Source organism: Magnetococcus sp. PR-3, from assembly GCF_036689865.1.
In the GTDB taxonomy this organism is placed as follows: domain Bacteria; phylum Pseudomonadota; class Magnetococcia; order Magnetococcales; family Magnetococcaceae; genus Magnetococcus.
Genome location: NZ_JBAHUQ010000030.1, coordinates 1 through 18,444, shown reverse-complemented (window position 1 = coordinate 18,444; position 18,444 = coordinate 1). Strand labels below are relative to the sequence as shown.

Here is an 18,444-nt window from a genome sequence, read left to right as displayed (position 1 = left end):
CGACCAGCACGCACACCATATACCCCCGACCCATAACTGTCTATGAACCGGTCTCGGCCGATCAACAGCCTGTATCGAGAGATACATGGGTACCTTGTATGCCATCAACCTTTTAAAAAAGAGTCCACATCGTCCGGCAACTTACCCCAGGCATGACCCGTGTGCTGGCATCCTGTGCCGTGGCCTGCACGGTCGCCCTACCCTGTTCCTTGATTAGGCCCAGCAGCTTTTGGCCATGTTGGTTCGCATGCTGTTCCAGCTTGTGCTGCGTAGAACATGTATCTGAGCTACTGAGCATACCATCACTCAACACAGGAGGGGGAAACACCATGCCTGACCTTTTTGCGACCTGCTGCAATGGGTAGAGCAAGGGCTTAAGAAAAGCCCCTTTTCGAGCCAGAGGCCCCTTAGGACAGTCTCTTTGCGCCATCGTGATCGAAAGCAGCAGCGCCTTCCCTTGCATCTTTCCACCCTGATCACCGTAAGCAAAACCTTCAACAAACACATCATCCAGCCACTTTTTAAGCAGAGCAGGCATGGCAAACCACGAGGATGGAAAATGTAAAACAACCCGATCCGCTGCCAATAACGCACTCTGCTCAGCTTCTACATCAATTTGATAGTCAGGGTAGAGCTGATCTAACCGTTTAACACACAGGTCTAAAGCAGAAGATTCCAACACCTGAAGAATCATACGATGCGCATAGGATTGTTGAAGATCAGGATGACCAGAAATAATTAGCGTTTGAGCCATAATAAAAACCCTCCCATCTCATGAATCGAACAATTGATGTCCAGGGTAGCGGCTTAAACTGTTAGTATGTAGACCCTATATTTCACACAATCTGTTAGATAGAAACTAACAATCTTCAGGAGTAACAGCCATGAATGGCTCAACCTACCAACAGCTCAAGGTTTTTCATACCATTACACAAGAAGGGTCTATACGGGGGGCGGCGCGACGCTTGCACATGGCCCCACCATCGGTCTCCCACGCCCTGAAAACATTAGAAAAACATATGGGGTTACCACTCTTTATCCGCACGACCCGCAGGATCAGCTTAACCGAAGCGGGGGAGCAGTTACGTCTACGTACAGCTCCTGCACTTGAAGAGCTGACCGCAGCGATGGAGAGCGTGCATGATTTGGGTGAGACACCTGCGGGTAAGTTACGCATCACCTTACCCCGTTTTGCCTATAACTTTTTACTCAAACCCATTTTTGCCACGTTCAGCCAGCGGTACCCCCATATTGAGGTAGAGCTATCGGTCTCTGATGCCACCATCGATATTGTCGAAGAAGGGATTGATGTCGGCATACGTTTAGGAGATCGGGTAGAAGCTGGCATGGTTGCCAAGCCACTAACCCCACCCATGCGCGACGCCCTCTTTGCTGCCCCCCACTACTTACAATGCCACGGCACCCCTCAAAAACCGGCAGATCTCCATCACCACCACTTAATTTACTACCGGTATATTGCATCTAACCAACTGGCACCACTGGAACTGGTCATTGAGGGACAAGCCAAACGTATTGAAATACGCCAAGCTGTCATTGTGAATGATACTGATGTCATGGTGGATATGGCCAAACAGGGGCTTGGCATGGCAAGGCTGTTAGAGCCTGGGGTTCTCGCGGCCTTTCAAGAGGGCAGCTTAGTCCCTGTACTGGAACCGTACTGGAATACCCGTGCGGGTCTCAGTGTCTATTTTCCGCAAAACAGTCAAAAAGCCCGACGCATTCGGGTCTTAATCGACTTTCTAACACACCATGCCATCAAGGCATGGCCAAAGTACGCAAACAAAACGGGCTGAGACGATACACCGTCTCAGCCCGTTTATGCTTACTTAAAACAGCTTTGTTTGCTTAGCTGTTGTTCTTTTTTTTGCGCTCGCGACTGGCTTGCAGTTTTTCGCTCAAACCAACCTCTTCAGCCAACGCGCGGCGTCGTGCTGAGTAGTTAGGAGCTGTCATGGGAAAATCTTTAGGGAGATCAAACATCGCGCGATAGTCGGAAACATCCAACTTATGGGTACGGGTCAAGTGACCTTTCAATGCCTTGCAGGTCTTGCCACAAATCAAACAGGTTACACTATCTTCCTGTACAGCCTGATCTACAGGTACAGCTGGCTGTAACTTACTCAACCCCAGCGGCTCTTTCTTATTCAGCCCATCCACCCAACGGTCCAGATCTTCAGCGGTTGCTTCATCAATATCGGTAAGACTACCTTTTTGTGAAAGCTCTTCGAGTGAACTGAAAACCTCACCAATCAAACCCGTTAGCTGCTCGGCCTCAATGGGATTATTACTGACATAAGACTCGATAATGCCGGCTGTGGTTTGAATCAGATCCTTTGACATTTGTTTCTCCCTGTCTGCTTTTTTTCTTTGGATCATGGTAATACAGGTTTTTCCATGCCGTCTGCCAACGGACAACCTGCTTGGGGAAGGTGAATCATAACCTTGGAATCGCCATGGTTATTTATCGTTATCGTGGGCCATGGCGATTACCTCCACAGCCTGTGTGTGCAACCCTTGCCGCCAAACCAGCATGATCGCACCTTTCCCCGCCAGTCTCTATTTATAACGCAAGCTCAAACCGCATTCCAAGGAAGAAACCACACTGAATATCAGAAAAAAGTGAAAAACGGCGTCTACATTTCGACAGCCGTTTCGTATCGTGATTATCATTCGAAATAGAAAATGGCACTCAATAAGAATAGATGCCGTTAAACAGGGCAGTAACGCATACCTCTATGGACAAAGCAGAAGACAAATGGCGCCCCCCTTAACGGAGAGGTTACCCCCATACCCATCAGCCTAACTTTTCCGCGAAGATCATCCCCCAGACCATCACCCCCAACCCCACACTCATAAAAACAGCTGCAGAGCCTAAATCCTTGGCACGTTTGGCGTACGCATTCCATTCTAGCCCCTGCTGATCCACAACAGCCTCAACGGCAGAGTTTAACAACTCTGTAATCAACACAATAAACAGACTGCCGATCAATAAAGCACGTTCAACCGCCCCATCTCCAAGCAACATGCCCACCGGTACCATCATAGAGCAAAAAACCACCTCCATACGGAAAGCAATTTCATGATGCCATGCCGCTTGCAAGCCTTGCCAGGAGTATCCAGATGCCCGTATTAAGTGTAAAAAACCACTCTCTTCAGCCTGTTTCATGACCCAACGCCCTTCCATGAAATGGTAGTCAACATGGCAGCATAGCCGGTTTAGTCACCGCTGAATTTTTCTACGCAGCCCGGCCAGTATGAAATTAGCCCAGGATTACCTACCCATGAAGAGACTTCATTAAAAACCCGTATGCCGTGACAAAGAGTTCACATAAAAGATATTGGACATGCCTTTTTAAAGGGTTAACCGACGAGCCATAAACTCTTCATGGTTTTTGTTGTGCCGCTTGATCTTCTGCAATTTTTTTCTTAAAAAAGCGTATAAGCCAATAGATTTTAAGGGGTATGATCACTGCAGATCCCCATGCAATCCACATAATGGTTTCCATGTCCAACTTCATTTTTTCACCTTCATAGATTTATTAGGTACAAACACCTACTAAAAATCATACACTTCCACTTACGATCATGCATCGACAGTAGAACCTATACTCTATTAGATGGTACAACTTTTAAGAGTTCCAGCCCAACTTTTGATCCCCTTTAACTTTTGGATGGACCGTTTATCATGGCGACACAGTCAACTTATCTGCTTTGCACCGACCTGGACCGTACGCTTCTACCTAATGGTGATGTTCAGGAACAGCATGGCGCTCGCCAACGTTTTTCTGCGCTTGCCGCCCACCCATCCATCACCCTGGCCTATGTCTCTGGTCGGGATCGTAGCCGTATTGAAGAGGCGATCAAACGCTACCACCTGCCCATGCCCAATTATGCTGTGGCTGATGTTGGAACCTCCATTTATACCATTGAGCACTCAGAGTGGCAGCCACTACAGAGCTGGAATACCGTTCTGGCCAGCACTTGGACGCTCGATGTTAGACGGCAAATTCCAGAACGATTAACCGACCTACCCATATTGGCACAAACCGGGGATCGACAAGGTCGCTTTAAACAGAGCTATACCTCTGATCCCAACCTGGACAAGACTCCGTTGATTGAGGAGATCGAAAAACGTCTGCAGGGTTTGCCTATTGAACAGGTTTGGAGCCGGGATGATGTGACCGGAGAGAGGCTACTGGATATCCTACCAGCGGGTATTGATAAGCTGGCAGCCGTACGGATGCTCCAACAGCAGTGTCAGGTTGAGGACAACCACACTTTCTTTGCCGGTGACTCAGGCAATGATCTGGCTGTTCTCACAAGTAGCGTACCCTCTGTTCTGGTTGGCAACGCAGAAGAACAGGTCCAGGCCCAAGCCCGTAAACTTGCCCAACAAGCGGGGCACCTTCAAAGCTTACACATGGCACAGGCCTATTATGCCGATGGTATTCTTGAAGGTTTTCAAACTTTCTTTACCTTATCAAACAATGAATAGGGCTTAGCCCACACTTATTGGGCGCTCAAAGCCAAAAAGACACCGTCGCATACACTTTTGTTACCCAGGTGTGATGCAAGGGTCTTGCAGCTCCACCATACTCTCCCGCGATCAATAACATAAGCGGGGGAGCATCCCATGACTGATCAGCGGAACTGCTTTCATCTCAACACCATGGCAGGGGGAGATGGCAGGCATTTTTGGCAGCACATCCATATCCACTACGGCATCCACTACAAACGTCCCCAACAGGCCCTCACAGAAGAGCTCTTAGGGATCCAAATGCCCTTTAAGTGGCGCAAACGTTCCCTGGAAGAACGCCGTCAGATTGTCTACAAAAAACTTTCGCCACAGCGCATCATTGCCCAGTTAAAACAGCTACATCATACGGACCCCATAGATGTTGTGGGGTTATGTGAAGTCCTCCGTTCCCAACAGCCTCTTTATATAGAGGCGTTACGGTCAATGGGTTTTCAAACCATTCACACCGCATTGGGCCATAAAGCCAAGGGCATTAAAGATCATTTAAGTGTGGTGTTCGCCACCCGCGAACCGACAGAGTCTATTGCCATCCCCCACCCTTTTCCCTGGGCTAAAAAAATTGGTGGCGGAGGAGGTGCCGTTATGGCCCGAGGACTGGAGAGTGGAATCACCTATCTCTATGTGCACCTCTGTACCACAGAAAAACTCAGCCTCTACCAACAGCATCTGCAAGTATTGGCGCAAAATTTAAAATCTATCCCCAGCAACCAACCCATCGTTTTATTGGGGGATTTTAATATGCCCTTAAATAAATTGCAGATCACTGCACCCATTTTAGCCCAGTTCACCGACTGCATTAACCGCCCCACTTCACCCACCTTTTTACCCTGGTGGGACCGACGATCTGTGGACCATATACTTGCCAGAGGCCACCACCCAAAACAGCCTCAAGGCCATGTGATGGCCAAAACATTCAACTCGGACCATGCAGCCATAAGCACCACGGTGATCACTATGGGCTCATAAAAAATGAAACCAACTAGCCATTTATCCCCCTCCTTTTACAGAGCATCGAAAAACTGCCATGCATCATACCGATCCAACAAAAAACAGCCCAACCATCCGATCCTGCAAACGTATTCTCATCGCTACTGATGCTTGGGACCCACCCCAAGTCAATGGTGTGGCGTTGACCTATCAGGATACGGTCGCACAATTAAGCCTATGGGGAGACGTGCTTGAGGTCATTCACCCACGACGTTTTAAAAAGAAATGGTTTACGATCAAAGGGGATCATGTTGAGGTCGTTCGAGATCAAGGGCTTACAGCAGAGTTGATCGAACAGTTTGAGCCCGACCATATACATATTGCCACAGAAGGCCCAATCGGTTTAGCCGCTTACCGCTACTGTCGCAAGCACAGTCTCGCCTTTACCACCACATACCACACCCAGTGGCCTGAGTATGTGCATCGCCGTAGTCGGGGGCTCATTCCCACCAGCTGGGTCTACCCTTTAGTACGCCATTTTCATAATGGGGCTTCATGTATGATGGCAACAACACCACCCATGGCAGACCTTTTACGAGAAAAACAGTTTAATACACAGATCGCACTATGGATGCGGGGCGTTGACACAGCGCGGTTTAAGCCCAGAAAACCATTAGAATACCCCCCTGCTCTACAAGCGATCAAAGAGCCTATTTATCTCTATGTTGGCCGCCTGGCCAAAGAGAAAAATCTGGCCCCGTTTATACAAGCAGATGTTGAGGGGCTTAAGGTTTTGGTTGGGGAAGGTCCCGATGAAGAGCGATTGAAACGCCTTGGGGGAAAGACTCTTTTTACAGGGCTCAAACGTGGTGAAGATTTAGCCCGCTACTACGCTGCGGCAGATGTTTTTGTCTTCCCTTCACGCACCGATACATTTGGCAAAGTTCTTATTGAGGCACTTGCCAGCGGTACGCCCATTGCCGCTTTTAACCATATGGCCCCAGCTTATATTATAGGAAACTCTGGAGCAGGTGTTATGGATGATGATCTTAAGCTTGCCATGCAATCAGCGTTAAAAATTGACCCGAAACTCTGTTTAAAACGTGCAGCCGATTTCTCAACATCTCAAGCGACACAACAGTTCAGAGACAATTTGGTCCCCTGCCAAAAAGCCACCAACAACGGCAGAGCATAAGAGAGGTCCGGCAGACGGCTTCCGTTCGCGGAACCGTGCGCCGGAACCCTCTTAAAAAACCAACGACTAAAAGGTAACACCCGTGCCACCCAACCCACAATAACCACCTGGATTTTTGGCCAAATACTGCTGATGATAATCCTCAGCATAATAGAAAGTTGGCAAAGGCAAGATCTCGGTGGTGATCTCACCATGACCAGCCGCCTTTAGACGCTGTTGAAAGGCAGCCTTGGTTTGCTCCGCCAATGCCAGATCAGCGTCGCCTTCCATATAAAGCCCAGAGCGATACTGTGTACCGGCATCGTTACCCTGGCGCATACCTTGGGTAGGGTTATGCCCTTCCCAAAATTGATGCAGGAGATGTTCGAGGGAAATCTTTTTAGGGTCATAGACAACCAGCACCACTTCATTATGCCCGGTTTGATTGGCGCAGACCTCTTCATAGGTAGGGTTAGGCGTAAAGCCTGCAGCATATCCAACAGCGGTCATATGCACCCCATCCTGCTGCCAAAAACGCCGCTCTGCCCCCCAAAAGCAGCCCATACCTAACACCAGTTTGGACATACCTGGCCAAGGGCCTTGCATGGGGGTCTTTAAAACCAAATGTGTCGGTGAAACCGGCATCGACTGCGAACGCCCTGGCATGGCATCTTCAGGTGCGATCATGGTGACTTTTTTTTGCATAAACAACATGAACAACCCCTCTACCCACATAGGATGAATAAACAGAATACCCTTTTCAGACACCCTCTCTACCGCCGGGTTCCCTGCCCTTTAAGAATGACTTAAAATTGAGCCGCCAGTTTTTTTTGGGCACCTTTGTGGCCCTGCTCTGCCGCTTTGCTATACCACAGCTCTGCCTCTTTAGGATCTTTAGGCATATAGCGCCCTTTGCTGTAATACTCCCCCAGATCATATTGCGCTTCAGCCACACCCCGATCGGCAGCCTTCCTAAGCCAGGTAATAGCCTCCTGAGTACTACGCGCTTTACCCGACCTTGGTGAAAGCAACGCACGGGAGAGATTGTGCATACCTTGAGGGTAGCCACCCATGGCTGACTGTTTAAGCCAGCTTAAGGCTTCCCGCATGTTTCGACGCACAATTTTACCATTGGCCAGATAAACCCCCATGGCGTTCTGAGCAATAGGCAATTTAGCGACTGCGGCCTCCTTGATCAGCCCCAAACCTTTACGAATGTTACGGCGGTCTGATCGATCTCGAATGGTGATCATGCCTAAGCGATAGGTCCCCATACGATAACCTTTGCTGCTGGCCTTTACATATGCTTTACGTGCCCCACCCCAATCTTGTTTGGCTTCTGCCACGCGCCCTAATTGATAATAGAACCGACCCTCATTAGGATATTGGGCCACCGCATCCATACAGGCTTGATCTGCTGCGGGAATATCAAGTCCCTTGATTGACACCGCTGTTGCTACCCGGTCAGGATCTTCTGGTGATGCCGCCAGCTGATCACAAGCTGTAGGCTCAGATGAGGTAAGCGGTACCGATTGTGTCAACACTCTTTTGGGCGGTGGCTGACTGGCCACCGGTGGTTCAGGTGTCCGTTCAGATGATGGGGCCGGCGGGGAAATAAGAGTCGTTGGCTGCAGATTTTCAGACACTTCATCTGCCGCTTGCCGAACGTAGGGAACCTCCGAGGGCTGATCGGGCACCACAGCACGCAACACCATGAGCAGTGCAATCAACACCAAAGCCAGTGGTATCAGAGGAATACGAGAAGGTTGTGCCATAGCAAACACCCATCAGCCAAACATGAACAGATGATCCTTGCCAGCTTTTGCTACAAGCCTTTTCCACATCCTCTACAGCCAAAAGCGGGGCATGGATCCATTTCAAGAGAGAACTTATTGTTAAGAGTAACAATAACCCCCCCCCTGGGAAAGCACCCTTCTAAAATGGGCCTGCCCATTTTTTTATTCCATTTATCAAAATTCTCATGCAAATTGTGAGGATAGCTTTCGCATACACCTCATTTTTTTACATTTTAATATTCTGTTTTTCAGGAACGGATATTCCATGGCCCATACCACGAGCACCACAGGACCAAACTGGACAGAGACAGCCCGACAAGCTGTCGACAGCGCTGCTCTATTGTTGGATGCCGATCTAAAAGTTCAAGGGTGGAATCACACCATGATTGGGTGGCTCAACCGCCAACCTGAACTACAGAATATTCCTCTATTTGACCTTATAGCCCCTCAAGACCATGCTGCCATCAACCAAATCCTGATCGATCTTCGCGAGGGACGAAATTTTAGCGGTCACTTCTCTGATGTTACCTGGGTCGCAGCTCAAACTCGCCGTTCTGTCACCCTTCACTTCTCTATTATGGCGACTCAGAGACACTATCCAACCCTTATTCTGTGCCATCTTACACCTAACCAGGAAGATCCGCCTCTCTCGGTACAAAGCACCGAAAATGAACGACAGCTAAGAGAGCAAATTCAACGGTTAGAGCGTGCATTAAATGATAAAAACCATTTCTTTACCTTAATCCACCGTAACCTTCGTGAACCCTTGGCGGGCACCATCAACCTGTTAGAGGCCATACACGCCGAGCAACTGCTACCAGGCCCCCTTCAACAAGCTTGTGAGCAGGCCCAGGCAAATTTAGATAATCTACTTGAAATAGCAGAAGATCGCGACCGCCCCAGCCGCTTGCACCTGGATGCATTAAGTCCGGCCTTTGGCTTTATCAATGCGCGCCATTTAATTGATCAAGTCACCCGCAGCCTAAACACCCAGGCTGAAGAGCAGCATATTACCCTTAAAAATGAAATTGACCCGCTCCAACGGTTGCATGGCGACCCTTATTTGTTGGATGAAGCTTTCCGTCACCTCATTAACCTGGCCATAGAGCTGAGCAACGCTGGGGAGAGTGTGCCCATTCTCTTTGAGGAGGGTGGAATATCTATTCGCAGTTCAGGGCTGGCTAAACATATTGAGGCTCTATCCCGCCAGCTTCAACCCAGCTTGGTTGTGGACAAGCTGGCGACAGCCATGGAAAGTGACACATTATGCCAAGCGATCATTGCAGCCCATGATGGCGAGATCCGCTTACGGACATTGCCTGGCTCAGGAGGGGAAGTCGCCATTGTTCTGCCAGAGAGTGAACCTATTATTTTACTGGTGGATGATAGTGAAATAGAACGGATGCTACTACGCCCTGCCCTTGAACAGATTGGGTTGGATGTTCATGAAGCCAATGATGGCGCTGAAGCACTACAGATGATTGAAAAACAGCGCCCAGATCTTATTGTCTCAGATCTACGCATGCCAAAGCTCGACGGGTTTGAATTGCTGAGTAAACTGAAGGAAACCCCCGTGCATGAATCCATTCCCACCATTGTATTAACGGTGGATCAAGAGAGCGAAACCCGGACAGAAGCCTTCCACCTGGGTGCTGTGGATTTTGTCAATAAGCCCATTCAGTTCCATGATCTTATCCCTCGGATACGCCGTTTTTTAGGCTAGATCATTTTGCTTCTTCACCTAAGACCGATGCCTCTTAATAGGGAACCTGCAACATGTACGTGGACCTTTCACAACAGAGCCCTGGGGCCATCTATCATTTAATGACCCAAACGCTTATTCCGCGTCCCATTGCCTGGGTACTTAGTGAACACGAAAACGGTCGTCTGAATTTAGCCCCATTTTCATATTTTACCGGCATTGCCAGTGATCCCCCGCTATTGATGTTATCTGTCGGCAAAAAAGCGGATGGTTCACCAAAGGACAGTCGCCTAAACATTTTGCAGCGTAAGCACTTTACCGTACATATTCCTCACCCACACCAAGCTGATCTGGTCGAAGCCAGCGCAGCCCCCTTACAAGCAGGCGACTCTGAGATTGAGCAGCTCAACCTCTCCACAGTTCCCATGGCGCAGCATACCCTGCCCAGATTAGAAAACTGTGCCATTGCCTATGCTTGCACGCTTTACCGGGCTGATGAAATAGGCACCACCCCTCAAGCTCTGCTTTTTGGTCAAATACACCACATCTATCTTTCTGATGAGATCGCCACTCAGGATGCCAAAGGACGTATTGCAGTCAATGCACAGCAAGCAGAACCTTTAGCACGCTTAGGGGCTGGCTTTTACATGCATCCAGGCACACCGTTTAAAGCAACAAGAGATTAACCAGGGAACCTTGGGTGACGTACAGGCTCTGATAGAGGCATAAGTTCTAACTTTAACAAGGAATACCCATGGCTTTTATCAATGATGAGCTACCTGGTCAGGTCGAAGAAGTACTGGCCGGCACGGAATACAACCATATTAGCCCAGCCCATAAAGAGCAGCTTGTCGCGTTGATTCAGGACCGTCTTGGGCGCATGAAATGGGTCGATGAGCATGTGATTGCAACAGATTTAATGCTGCTGCAACATGAAAAACCTGAGCTCTTTGAACAGATGTGAGGAATGATCCACTACCACAGATCAACTTCTGCGGTCTCTCTCTGAATATCATCCAAGGCCCCTTGGGCAACCAACGCCTCAAAGTGACATGAGCGATTACGCCCATTGGCCTTGGCATAATAAAGTGCACGATCGGCACGTTCCATGAGTACCGTAGGGAAATCACTGGCGGTGACCATGGTATAACCAATGCTAACCGTTACCCGGCCTGCCTGGGGAAAGTCAAAACTTCCAATTTCTTCTCTAAAGCGGGTCAGCGCAGCCTGGGCTTTAGCTTCATCCACATCCAGTAAAATCGCAATAAACTCCTCCCCCCCAAAACGGAACAGCTTATCTGAATGACGAAACACACGGCGCATATGCTGGGCAAAAAGAATTAATACTTCATCCCCTATAGCATGGCCATAGTTGTCATTAATACGCTTAAAGAAATCGATATCAAAACTGGCTAAACATGCACCACCACCAGAGGTACGACCCGAATGCTCATTACTGGCACATTGGGCTAGAACGGTGGCTACCGTCTCATCAAAAGAACGACGATTAAGAAGTGACGTGAGCGGATCTTGATCCTTTTTGGCGATCAGCGATTGCAGGTTTAGAAAAAGTACTCCAACCAACTTCAATCCGGAAAAATCTACCCGAACCTCTTTATCAACATCGATAACCATAAGAGCTGCATGATTATGGTCCTGTATCAGAGGTAGGATGATACGGTTCATGGCACAGGGTTCAGACATCGCGTGCATGGTACACCGCCCACGATTCATGGCTTGTTCAGCCCCTGATAGAGACTCAAACTCATACTCCCGCCCAGCCAAATCGGTCGGGTCAATCAAGACCCGGCTAAGGGTCATCTCACCGGTATCCTCATTAGGAATATGTTCGGTATAAAGATCCCAAAATGCCAAGGATGCCTTGGGGTAAAACCGATGACAGACTTGATTTAATGCAGAGATCAAATCCAGGCGATTATCCTGCTGACTCATTAAATCCACGATCTCTGTATACCGCCGATCCATAAACACCCCGAGCAAAAACGACAACCATCTGATATCAGACAAAGGCGACATCATTGTTAAAATATGTATTAAGCATACCCTGGTTATCGCTTGCTATCCATAGGATTCCCCCCCACACCCTATTCGGAGCATCATGAAAATGGGTTGATTTTTAGTAGTCACTCTGCGAAGTTGACCATAAATCTCACCTTTTTCAATGATGATGTTTCTAATGAAGGCTGGCCCATGTCTGCGACGGTTTCCCAGTGGTTGATGCAATTAAACAGCGTATTAGAACAAACCCGCTGCCATCAACAAGGACAAGCATGTGACCAACACGCGGCTTACACAGCGGCTGCTGAACTGTTGATCAAACAACAGAAGAGAGATGGACAAGTCTGGTGGGTGGGTAATGGTGGTAGCAATGCTCTATGTAGCCATTTAAGCCAAGATATGATCAACAAACTGAATGTGCGTTCTCACACCTTTAGTGATGCAAGCTTAATAACCTGTATGGCCAATGATAATGGCTATGCATCTGTTTTTCTGGAACCTCTAAAAAAGTTGGCGCGACCTGGAGATCTTCTTATCGCCATATCCAGCTCTGGGAACTCAGAAAATATTTTATCCAGCAGCCAGTGGGCACTGGATCAGCAAATGGATCTCATTACCCTATCTGCTTTTCAAGCAGAGAATAAACTTTGGCAACTGCCAGCTCATGTCGGTTTTCATCTTCCTACTGAGCTGTATGGTCATGCTGAAGTAGGCCATGAAGCCGTCATGCATGCGATTATTGAGACACTTTGGCTCAACCAAAAAAAGGGGTGAGTGCTCTTGCTGGCTCTACGGGCAAGCCGTTAAAAACTTTAACCCGCCAAACAGAAAAACGGCACCACACAGAACGACTAAAAAGTTATTTTATTTGATCTGCAGCACCAATACAGATCTCTCCAAAGTCCATTCTGCGCTATGTAGCATGGCATAAAAGTAGATTCCCCTCCCCGCAAACACCCACAACAGTGTTCCAGTGAGCATTGTCGGTGGCCATAGCCAACCCTTTAGGCATGCTAGATCACCTAAAAGACAAAACAGGTCAGGCCAAGCGGGGCTCTACCCCACCACAAACACAAACATGCTCAGAACAGAATAAGCACGTTACCGTCTATATGTTTAGGGCTAATAGAGATCGACACCCAAAAACATAGAGAACCCCTGGTAGACACGACCAGTTAACTGATACCACTCAAGGGTTTGGTCCGCCCTAAACGGGGTTGTTTGCCATACTTTTTTGCAGCGAGCCAAGTGGTCAAAGGCAAGGCCAGTGTTAAGGCAAAACCACCACTCAGGGTACGTACCAACACTTCTTGAATGACCTGACTGTTTAAGCTCACCCATAACGGCAGAGACTGGTCATATAACGCTAAAATCAATAAAGGCAATCCGGCCCCAACATACGCAAGCGCCAAGGTGTTGATCATACCGATAAGATACTCTCGCCCAGCAATCAGTGAGGCTTGGTAGAGTTCAAAAGCCTCCATACGTGGATGAGCCAAGGCCAATTCCTCTACCACGGCCGCTTGTGCCCAGGTCACATCATCAAGCAGGCCAATACTCCCCAATAATATGGCACCTAAAAACAAACCACGCATATCCAGGTTTTTTAGCACCCCATAATCGCTGTATAGCCCAATCTCACTTCCAGCACCATCCAAACCTAAGATCCAGACAGAGACCCAGGAAAACAGCGCCGCACAAAGAAGTGCCAAAATAGCCCCTTGGGCCGCAATGGCACTACGCATTGTCACGCCATGTCCAACGGAAATAAGGACAACAACAAGCAAAATAGCTGTCCCTAAACTCAACCAAAAAGGACTCCAACCTTGCAGGAGCAAGGGGGTCATAAAGGCAAAAATTGTAGCGATACTAAAACCCAAAGCAAACAGAGCAAACGCACCGTGCATGCCACAAACAAGAGTTATAACCACAAGAAATATCACACCTATTAACCACCAACCATGCCGACGGTCTTGGTCGAAGTAGTGACATTGCAGGTTTTGACAACTCAAAATGACAGCATCTCCAACCTTAATATCTTGGGGAACGACATTTGGCTCAGCCTGACTCGAAAAAAGCTCAAACCCGGTCGGCACACCTTCTTCTTGTAATAGAGCTTTGACATGCCACCGCTGGCCCTTACCAGGTAGCTTCCCTGTTGGGGTAATCTCCACAACCACCGCAGTTTCGTACTGAACATCAGGGACAATCGGTACGGTTGCGGATGCTAAAGATACAGACATCAGCACAAGCCAAAAGCTAACCCACCCCAAAAAAACACGCATAAAGATACTCAACCTTATATACAAAGGGCCTTATTGACATTTTTCGCAAGACCAAGCCCTTCTTGATTCGAGGACACCATGACACAAAACGCTGAAGTTTATCATGTTATTTTCTAGGAACACTATCTTTGTCTCTAACCCGTCGTTTTCAACCGCTTTAACCGTACCCATCACTCTTCTGAGATCAAACCCATCAGGCCCTTTCTTGATCATTTAATATATATTCATATAGATAAATTTTAGCATTAAATATAAAGAGTTGCCTTAATAGCTATCTCTTTTGTTCACCTTCATCTCTTAACGTCCATTTATCTGAGCAAATCTCAGGCAAGCAAAATTCTTGAAGAGTATTCCTTACGAACACCGTCTCCCTATTCACTCCTATTCCAAAAAAGTACACAAATAGGTTTAAAACGTGCGGTAAACGCACGAGATCTCTTCCCGAAAAAATGTTCCTTCACCCCAAGATGTTAATCCTTATTTCTGGTTAAGAATACCTTTCTATCACAGCATTCCACGAACAAATCAGCCCCCCCCATTGACCCACCAACATCTATGTTGAAAGAGCCATTACAAGCGGGTTTTATGCGCAATGAACCTGTTTCACTCATCCATATCAAGAGCAGATATTGTCGCCATTACCTACTGACTAACGGCGCTCAAAACTCACGACAAACGCTTCCATATGCTGATGATATTTTTTATACGATCTCATTTTTGTTCCTATGGGTGAACGACATGAACAGATTGCTTTATATCGATAGATAACTTTCTTATATCAAACTTCATTTTCATCAACCCCATTCCACAGCGGCACCCATACAACTTTTGTTAACTTTTGCATTTCTATATTCAATTTTTCATATATCAAACGATCTTTCGCTGTTTTTCTTAATAAAAATGAAATAACGTTACATAGGAATAAAAAAACAGACATAATCCAAAGAGGTTTCTATACAAGAGCATACTTTTTTGTATTTTTTGCGTAAATAAGAGTGGCATCTACACAGCTCAGCAGAACAGTTCATCACTATGTGATTGTATTTTTTATGATTTGAAAGCAAGACTAATTACGTCAACAAACATATATAACAACATACTTTTGCTTACTTTATCATAAGTATATCTTATTCAAACTTGCATTAATCAATACAATCACAACAAAACAGCCTTATATGATGATAGAAATCGCTTAAACTTCTATACGAATAATGCCTATATACATATTAATTCTTTCTCAATAGCAGCCAATGGTGTAAAAAAAGGTTAAAATATGAGATTATGGGCAATGTAGAGCTAATGTGAGGGCTACTATGCTGTATACGAGTTTAACAAAGATTACACACTTTTACTGCACACCTCGATAAACACATAAGTTCACACATAAGATAGATCAATCGCATTAATGTGATTAATATGGAGATACACTTCAATATAAAACGATTAAGAGATCCTTCGTAAATGGTGTACAAACATCATTCTGACCATTAAGAAGAGAGCAAGCATATGAAAAATACATCTTATAATACAGACAGTAGCAATGAACAAAAATTAGACCAACAATCTCAAACTTCTGGTTTAGGGCTACGTATTGCACAAGTTGCAGAAGCCGTGGGAGGCAAAAAAAAGCTCTCAGAAATCATAGAAATTTCAGAAGCCCACCTATACCGCTATATTTCAGGAAAAAGCCAACCAACCGTCGGCCCCTTACTGGCCATTGCTAAAGCCGCCAACGTATCTATGGATTGGCTTGTAACCGGTACGCTCCACCCTTTATCCAACCAAATCCCCAACACCAACCCAAGTCAAAAGAACACACGAGGAAACAAACAGCGTGTTGCGGTCAAAGGATATCCAGAAATTGATGCCTTAATGCTACTCACGACACTGCAACTTTTAGAAGAGTATACCCAAACTCAGGGACTACATTTACGCCCAGGGGTCTTACACGATCTACTACTGGCTGTATGCAAACAGCATGTTGATCGTATGCGCGCCAATTCAGGTATTTTTGCCCCACAACACATGGATATCGAGTCCTTTAAAGAAACCATTCAACTGGCTATGTAAGAAACAACGGACCAGAACAAACCCATTCCTTTTTAAAAGATGCTGCCAAAAATGGAACCAGCAGGATTTAACACGCTCTAATTTATAACTAAACGATAGATATTCTGTATTTCCTGATAGACATTAACAATTTTCCTCTCTTATCTGATTCTTTTAGGTTTCTTATATGATGGTTCATGTCACAGATCTGTGACTATGCGCCCCCATCCTTTGAGCAAAGAATTTTTTATCATCTTTCATCCTAAGCGTGTTGATAGCCCAACGGGGAAGAGGTCAGCGTATCCAAACCTCTTGGGACGGTACCCCCCATACGTTTGCCTTGAAAGACGATATCCAGCTCTATGCTAACAACAGCCTTCCATGCCGTAGAGAAGAGAACCATGGCTTATAATGAAGTTGTATCTCTACCATCTACCCCCTCCCCTCAAAAGCAAGCCGTACTAACTGCTCTTATTATAACGCCTGAGCAATTGCCAGAAGCCCCTTCACCTTGGCCTTGTTTTTTGAATACGTTAGAAACTCTCATCCAAGAAGCTGGTTGGAGCTTACAACACATCTGTTTTTCTGAAGAGATGGATACAAAAACAAGATTTGATGTAGAGATCCATATCTACTGGGCATGCCACCAGACTTCGATGAACACCTACCCATTAAAAAAGAGAGATGCAACACACAACAGGTGGCATATTCAATTTAAATGTCAAACATGGTTGTTTGATCATGAGCAAGAAAAAGATCAAGACATTGAGGTCTCTGGCATCTCCACAAAAATGGCGGCGCAGAGTCTTTTTAAAACCCTGGAACAGTCCCTATGGCTGGAAGAACGCTTGCAACTAACGGATCAGGTAAATGGTATAACCCAAATCCTGCATAAAGCCGAACAACACCCACATAGCGGTCAGGACTTAACCGCGATAAAAAACATACATTTAACACTCGCAAGACTACATATTCAGCTACAAGAAATCGATCACGAGTTGATGGACTTAAGCCATAACAGTCAACACGCTTTCATACCGTCCTATTTTCTACCTGGGCACAATGCTCTTTTAAAGAATATTTGGGGGGAAGTACGTTATGGGATAAAGCGCTTTCAAAAACTACACACCTTATTGGCAGCCCACCTAAGCCATCTAAAAAAACAAGAACCTCACATGTCACTTTATACCTTCTTGATTACTCTTATCGACAAACTAGAGATAACAGCCCCTCGTCGTATGTTATGGTCCGACGCCTTTCATCAACTTCCTGATCTGCCCTGCTCAATGCTTACGACGAGAGAAGATGCCCTAACCTTAGTACTCAAAGTTCTTTTTCTTCACGCCAATGCCGAAGGGGGGCTTTCTATAGATGTTCAACGGAATAAGAACGCTGTCCTTCTTATACTCTCAGGCTGGTCTAAAGACATTCAATTTCCACACTCCAATCAATTAGATTTTCATGATGCTAGCCCACATATTCAACGTAAAGATCTCAAGAGCTATGGGCTTCATTATGGTATTGCTTTTTCACCAACATAACAATCACTTGCGCCAATACAACCTTATAGAACAAAGCATAGTAAGCCATTAATTCTATCGACCAAATCACACAACAAGCCTCCCCCCTCTTTGATCTTTTTTATATGTACCCCACCTTCAGACTATGTGACTATAAGCCTTTCACTCAACCTGTCACGCCTTTCTTCTATTGGCTTTACTCATGGCTCTACAGAGCAAACACAGTGAAACTGCGCTTAACATTTAAGTCTTCAACTTAATTATAGTGATCTTGTTTTACATATACCGCCTCACACCTATGCTTACACAATAAAAAACAATCTAACAAAAATATAAAAGGCACGGCTCATTTGCTAAACAAATATAATTATTCCTTAAAAAGTTTTATTTTTAATAGTCTGACCGTTTACATAT

17 protein-coding genes are annotated in these 18,444 nt (G+C 46.4%); 10 read left to right on the top strand and 7 right to left on the bottom strand.

The window, feature by feature from the left end; genetic code table 11:
- Nucleotides 1-112 precede the first annotated feature (112 nt).
- Complete coding sequence (locus V5T57_RS15350; RefSeq protein WP_332892124.1) at nt 113-754, bottom strand: NAD(P)H-dependent oxidoreductase; 642 nt, start codon at nt 752-754, stop codon at nt 113-115.
- Between the two features lie 130 nt (nt 755-884).
- On the opposite strand from V5T57_RS15350, the gene V5T57_RS15345 reads away from it, so the two are divergent.
- A complete protein-coding gene (locus V5T57_RS15345) occupies nt 885-1,814 on the top strand; it encodes a LysR substrate-binding domain-containing protein (protein WP_332892123.1) in 930 nt (309 codons plus the stop codon).
- A gap of 52 nt (nt 1,815-1,866) precedes the next feature.
- On the opposite strand, the gene V5T57_RS15340 is transcribed toward V5T57_RS15345, so the two are convergent.
- Nucleotides 1,867-2,361, bottom strand: a complete 495-nt coding sequence (locus tag V5T57_RS15340) for a Ros/MucR family transcriptional regulator (protein ID WP_332892122.1) — start codon at nt 2,359-2,361, stop codon at nt 1,867-1,869.
- A gap of 454 nt (nt 2,362-2,815) precedes the next feature.
- Nucleotides 2,816-3,187, bottom strand: coding sequence for a diacylglycerol kinase (locus tag V5T57_RS15335; protein WP_332892121.1), 372 nt, complete (start codon nt 3,185-3,187; stop codon nt 2,816-2,818).
- A 519-nt stretch (nt 3,188-3,706) separates the two neighbouring features.
- Here V5T57_RS15335 and V5T57_RS15330 point away from each other — a divergent pair.
- The 3 genes from V5T57_RS15330 to V5T57_RS15320 all read left to right on the top strand — a co-directional run bounded on the left by V5T57_RS15330 (nt 3,707) and on the right by V5T57_RS15320 (nt 6,680).
- A complete protein-coding gene (locus V5T57_RS15330; protein WP_332892120.1) occupies nt 3,707-4,516 on the top strand; it encodes an HAD-IIB family hydrolase in 810 nt (269 codons plus the stop codon).
- A 138-nt stretch (nt 4,517-4,654) separates the two neighbouring features.
- A complete protein-coding gene (locus V5T57_RS15325; RefSeq protein WP_332892119.1) occupies nt 4,655-5,524 on the top strand; it encodes an endonuclease/exonuclease/phosphatase family protein in 870 nt (289 codons plus the stop codon).
- A gap of 58 nt (nt 5,525-5,582) precedes the next feature.
- The gene (locus V5T57_RS15320) at nt 5,583-6,680 is read left to right on the top strand and encodes a glycosyltransferase family 4 protein (RefSeq protein WP_332892118.1); all 1,098 of its coding nucleotides are present in this window, start codon (nt 5,583-5,585) and stop codon (nt 6,678-6,680) included.
- Between the two features lie 66 nt (nt 6,681-6,746).
- On the opposite strand, the gene msrA is transcribed toward V5T57_RS15320, so the two are convergent.
- Complete coding sequence (gene msrA / locus V5T57_RS15315) at nt 6,747-7,394, bottom strand: peptide-methionine (S)-S-oxide reductase MsrA (RefSeq protein ID WP_442918225.1); 648 nt, start codon at nt 7,392-7,394, stop codon at nt 6,747-6,749.
- Between the two features lie 71 nt (nt 7,395-7,465).
- A complete protein-coding gene (locus V5T57_RS15310) occupies nt 7,466-8,434 on the bottom strand; it encodes a tetratricopeptide repeat protein (RefSeq protein ID WP_332892116.1) in 969 nt (322 codons plus the stop codon).
- Between the two features lie 286 nt (nt 8,435-8,720).
- Here V5T57_RS15310 and V5T57_RS15305 point away from each other — a divergent pair, with 286 nt between their 5' ends.
- The 3 genes from V5T57_RS15305 (at nt 8,721) to V5T57_RS15295 (ending at nt 11,121) form a co-directional block, all read left to right on the top strand.
- Nucleotides 8,721-10,178, top strand: coding sequence for a response regulator (locus V5T57_RS15305; RefSeq protein WP_332892115.1), 1,458 nt, complete (start codon nt 8,721-8,723; stop codon nt 10,176-10,178).
- Nucleotides 10,179-10,231: 53 nt separating this feature from the next.
- On the top strand, nt 10,232-10,843 hold the full coding sequence (locus tag V5T57_RS15300) for a flavin reductase family protein (protein ID WP_332892114.1): 612 nt from the start codon (nt 10,232-10,234) through the stop codon (nt 10,841-10,843).
- Nucleotides 10,844-10,911: 68 nt separating this feature from the next.
- Nucleotides 10,912-11,121 (top strand): hypothetical protein, encoded by a 210-nt coding sequence (locus tag V5T57_RS15295; RefSeq protein ID WP_332892113.1) that lies wholly within the window; start codon nt 10,912-10,914, stop codon nt 11,119-11,121.
- Nucleotides 11,122-11,132: 11 nt separating this feature from the next.
- Here V5T57_RS15295 and V5T57_RS15290 read toward each other — a convergent pair whose 3' ends face one another.
- Nucleotides 11,133-12,185 (bottom strand): GGDEF domain-containing protein, encoded by a 1,053-nt coding sequence (locus V5T57_RS15290; RefSeq protein WP_332892112.1) that lies wholly within the window; start codon nt 12,183-12,185, stop codon nt 11,133-11,135.
- Nucleotides 12,186-12,368: 183 nt separating this feature from the next.
- On the opposite strand from V5T57_RS15290, the gene V5T57_RS15285 reads away from it, so the two are divergent.
- Nucleotides 12,369-12,950 (top strand): SIS domain-containing protein, encoded by a 582-nt coding sequence (locus V5T57_RS15285; protein ID WP_332892111.1) that lies wholly within the window; start codon nt 12,369-12,371, stop codon nt 12,948-12,950.
- A gap of 401 nt (nt 12,951-13,351) precedes the next feature.
- On the opposite strand, the gene V5T57_RS15280 is transcribed toward V5T57_RS15285, so the two are convergent.
- Nucleotides 13,352-14,419, bottom strand: a complete 1,068-nt coding sequence (locus tag V5T57_RS15280) for a YibE/F family protein (protein ID WP_332892110.1) — start codon at nt 14,417-14,419, stop codon at nt 13,352-13,354.
- A 1,548-nt stretch (nt 14,420-15,967) separates the two neighbouring features.
- Between V5T57_RS15280 and V5T57_RS15275 the strand changes: the two genes are divergently transcribed.
- Nucleotides 15,968-16,531: a helix-turn-helix domain-containing protein gene (locus tag V5T57_RS15275; RefSeq protein ID WP_332892109.1), complete on the top strand. Its 564-nt coding sequence runs from the start codon at nt 15,968-15,970 to the stop codon at nt 16,529-16,531.
- Between the two features lie 380 nt (nt 16,532-16,911).
- Nucleotides 16,912-18,051, top strand: a complete 1,140-nt coding sequence (locus V5T57_RS15270; RefSeq protein WP_332892108.1) for a hypothetical protein — start codon at nt 16,912-16,914, stop codon at nt 18,049-18,051.
- Nucleotides 18,052-18,444: the final 393 nt, after the last annotated feature.

Coding starts and splice junctions, on each gene's coding strand:
- V5T57_RS15350 (WP_332892124.1), bottom strand. CDS start 754: ATGGCTCAAACGCTAATTATTTCTGGTCATCCTGATCTTCAACAATCC.
- V5T57_RS15345 (WP_332892123.1), top strand. CDS start 885: ATGAATGGCTCAACCTACCAACAGCTCAAGGTTTTTCATACCATTACA.
- V5T57_RS15340 (WP_332892122.1), bottom strand. CDS start 2,361: ATGTCAAAGGATCTGATTCAAACCACAGCCGGCATTATCGAGTCTTAT.
- V5T57_RS15335 (WP_332892121.1), bottom strand. CDS start 3,187: ATGAAACAGGCTGAAGAGAGTGGTTTTTTACACTTAATACGGGCATCT.
- V5T57_RS15330 (WP_332892120.1), top strand. CDS start 3,707: ATGGCGACACAGTCAACTTATCTGCTTTGCACCGACCTGGACCGTACG.
- V5T57_RS15325 (WP_332892119.1), top strand. CDS start 4,655: ATGACTGATCAGCGGAACTGCTTTCATCTCAACACCATGGCAGGGGGA.
- V5T57_RS15320 (WP_332892118.1), top strand. CDS start 5,583: ATGCATCATACCGATCCAACAAAAAACAGCCCAACCATCCGATCCTGC.
- msrA (WP_442918225.1), bottom strand. CDS start 7,394: ATGTGGGTAGAGGGGTTGTTCATGTTGTTTATGCAAAAAAAAGTCACC.
- V5T57_RS15310 (WP_332892116.1), bottom strand. CDS start 8,434: ATGGCACAACCTTCTCGTATTCCTCTGATACCACTGGCTTTGGTGTTG.
- V5T57_RS15305 (WP_332892115.1), top strand. CDS start 8,721: ATGGCCCATACCACGAGCACCACAGGACCAAACTGGACAGAGACAGCC.
- V5T57_RS15300 (WP_332892114.1), top strand. CDS start 10,232: ATGTACGTGGACCTTTCACAACAGAGCCCTGGGGCCATCTATCATTTA.
- V5T57_RS15295 (WP_332892113.1), top strand. CDS start 10,912: ATGGCTTTTATCAATGATGAGCTACCTGGTCAGGTCGAAGAAGTACTG.
- V5T57_RS15285 (WP_332892111.1), top strand. CDS start 12,369: ATGTCTGCGACGGTTTCCCAGTGGTTGATGCAATTAAACAGCGTATTA.
- V5T57_RS15280 (WP_332892110.1), bottom strand. CDS start 14,419: ATGTCTGTATCTTTAGCATCCGCAACCGTACCGATTGTCCCTGATGTT.
- V5T57_RS15275 (WP_332892109.1), top strand. CDS start 15,968: ATGAAAAATACATCTTATAATACAGACAGTAGCAATGAACAAAAATTA.
- V5T57_RS15270 (WP_332892108.1), top strand. CDS start 16,912: ATGGCTTATAATGAAGTTGTATCTCTACCATCTACCCCCTCCCCTCAA.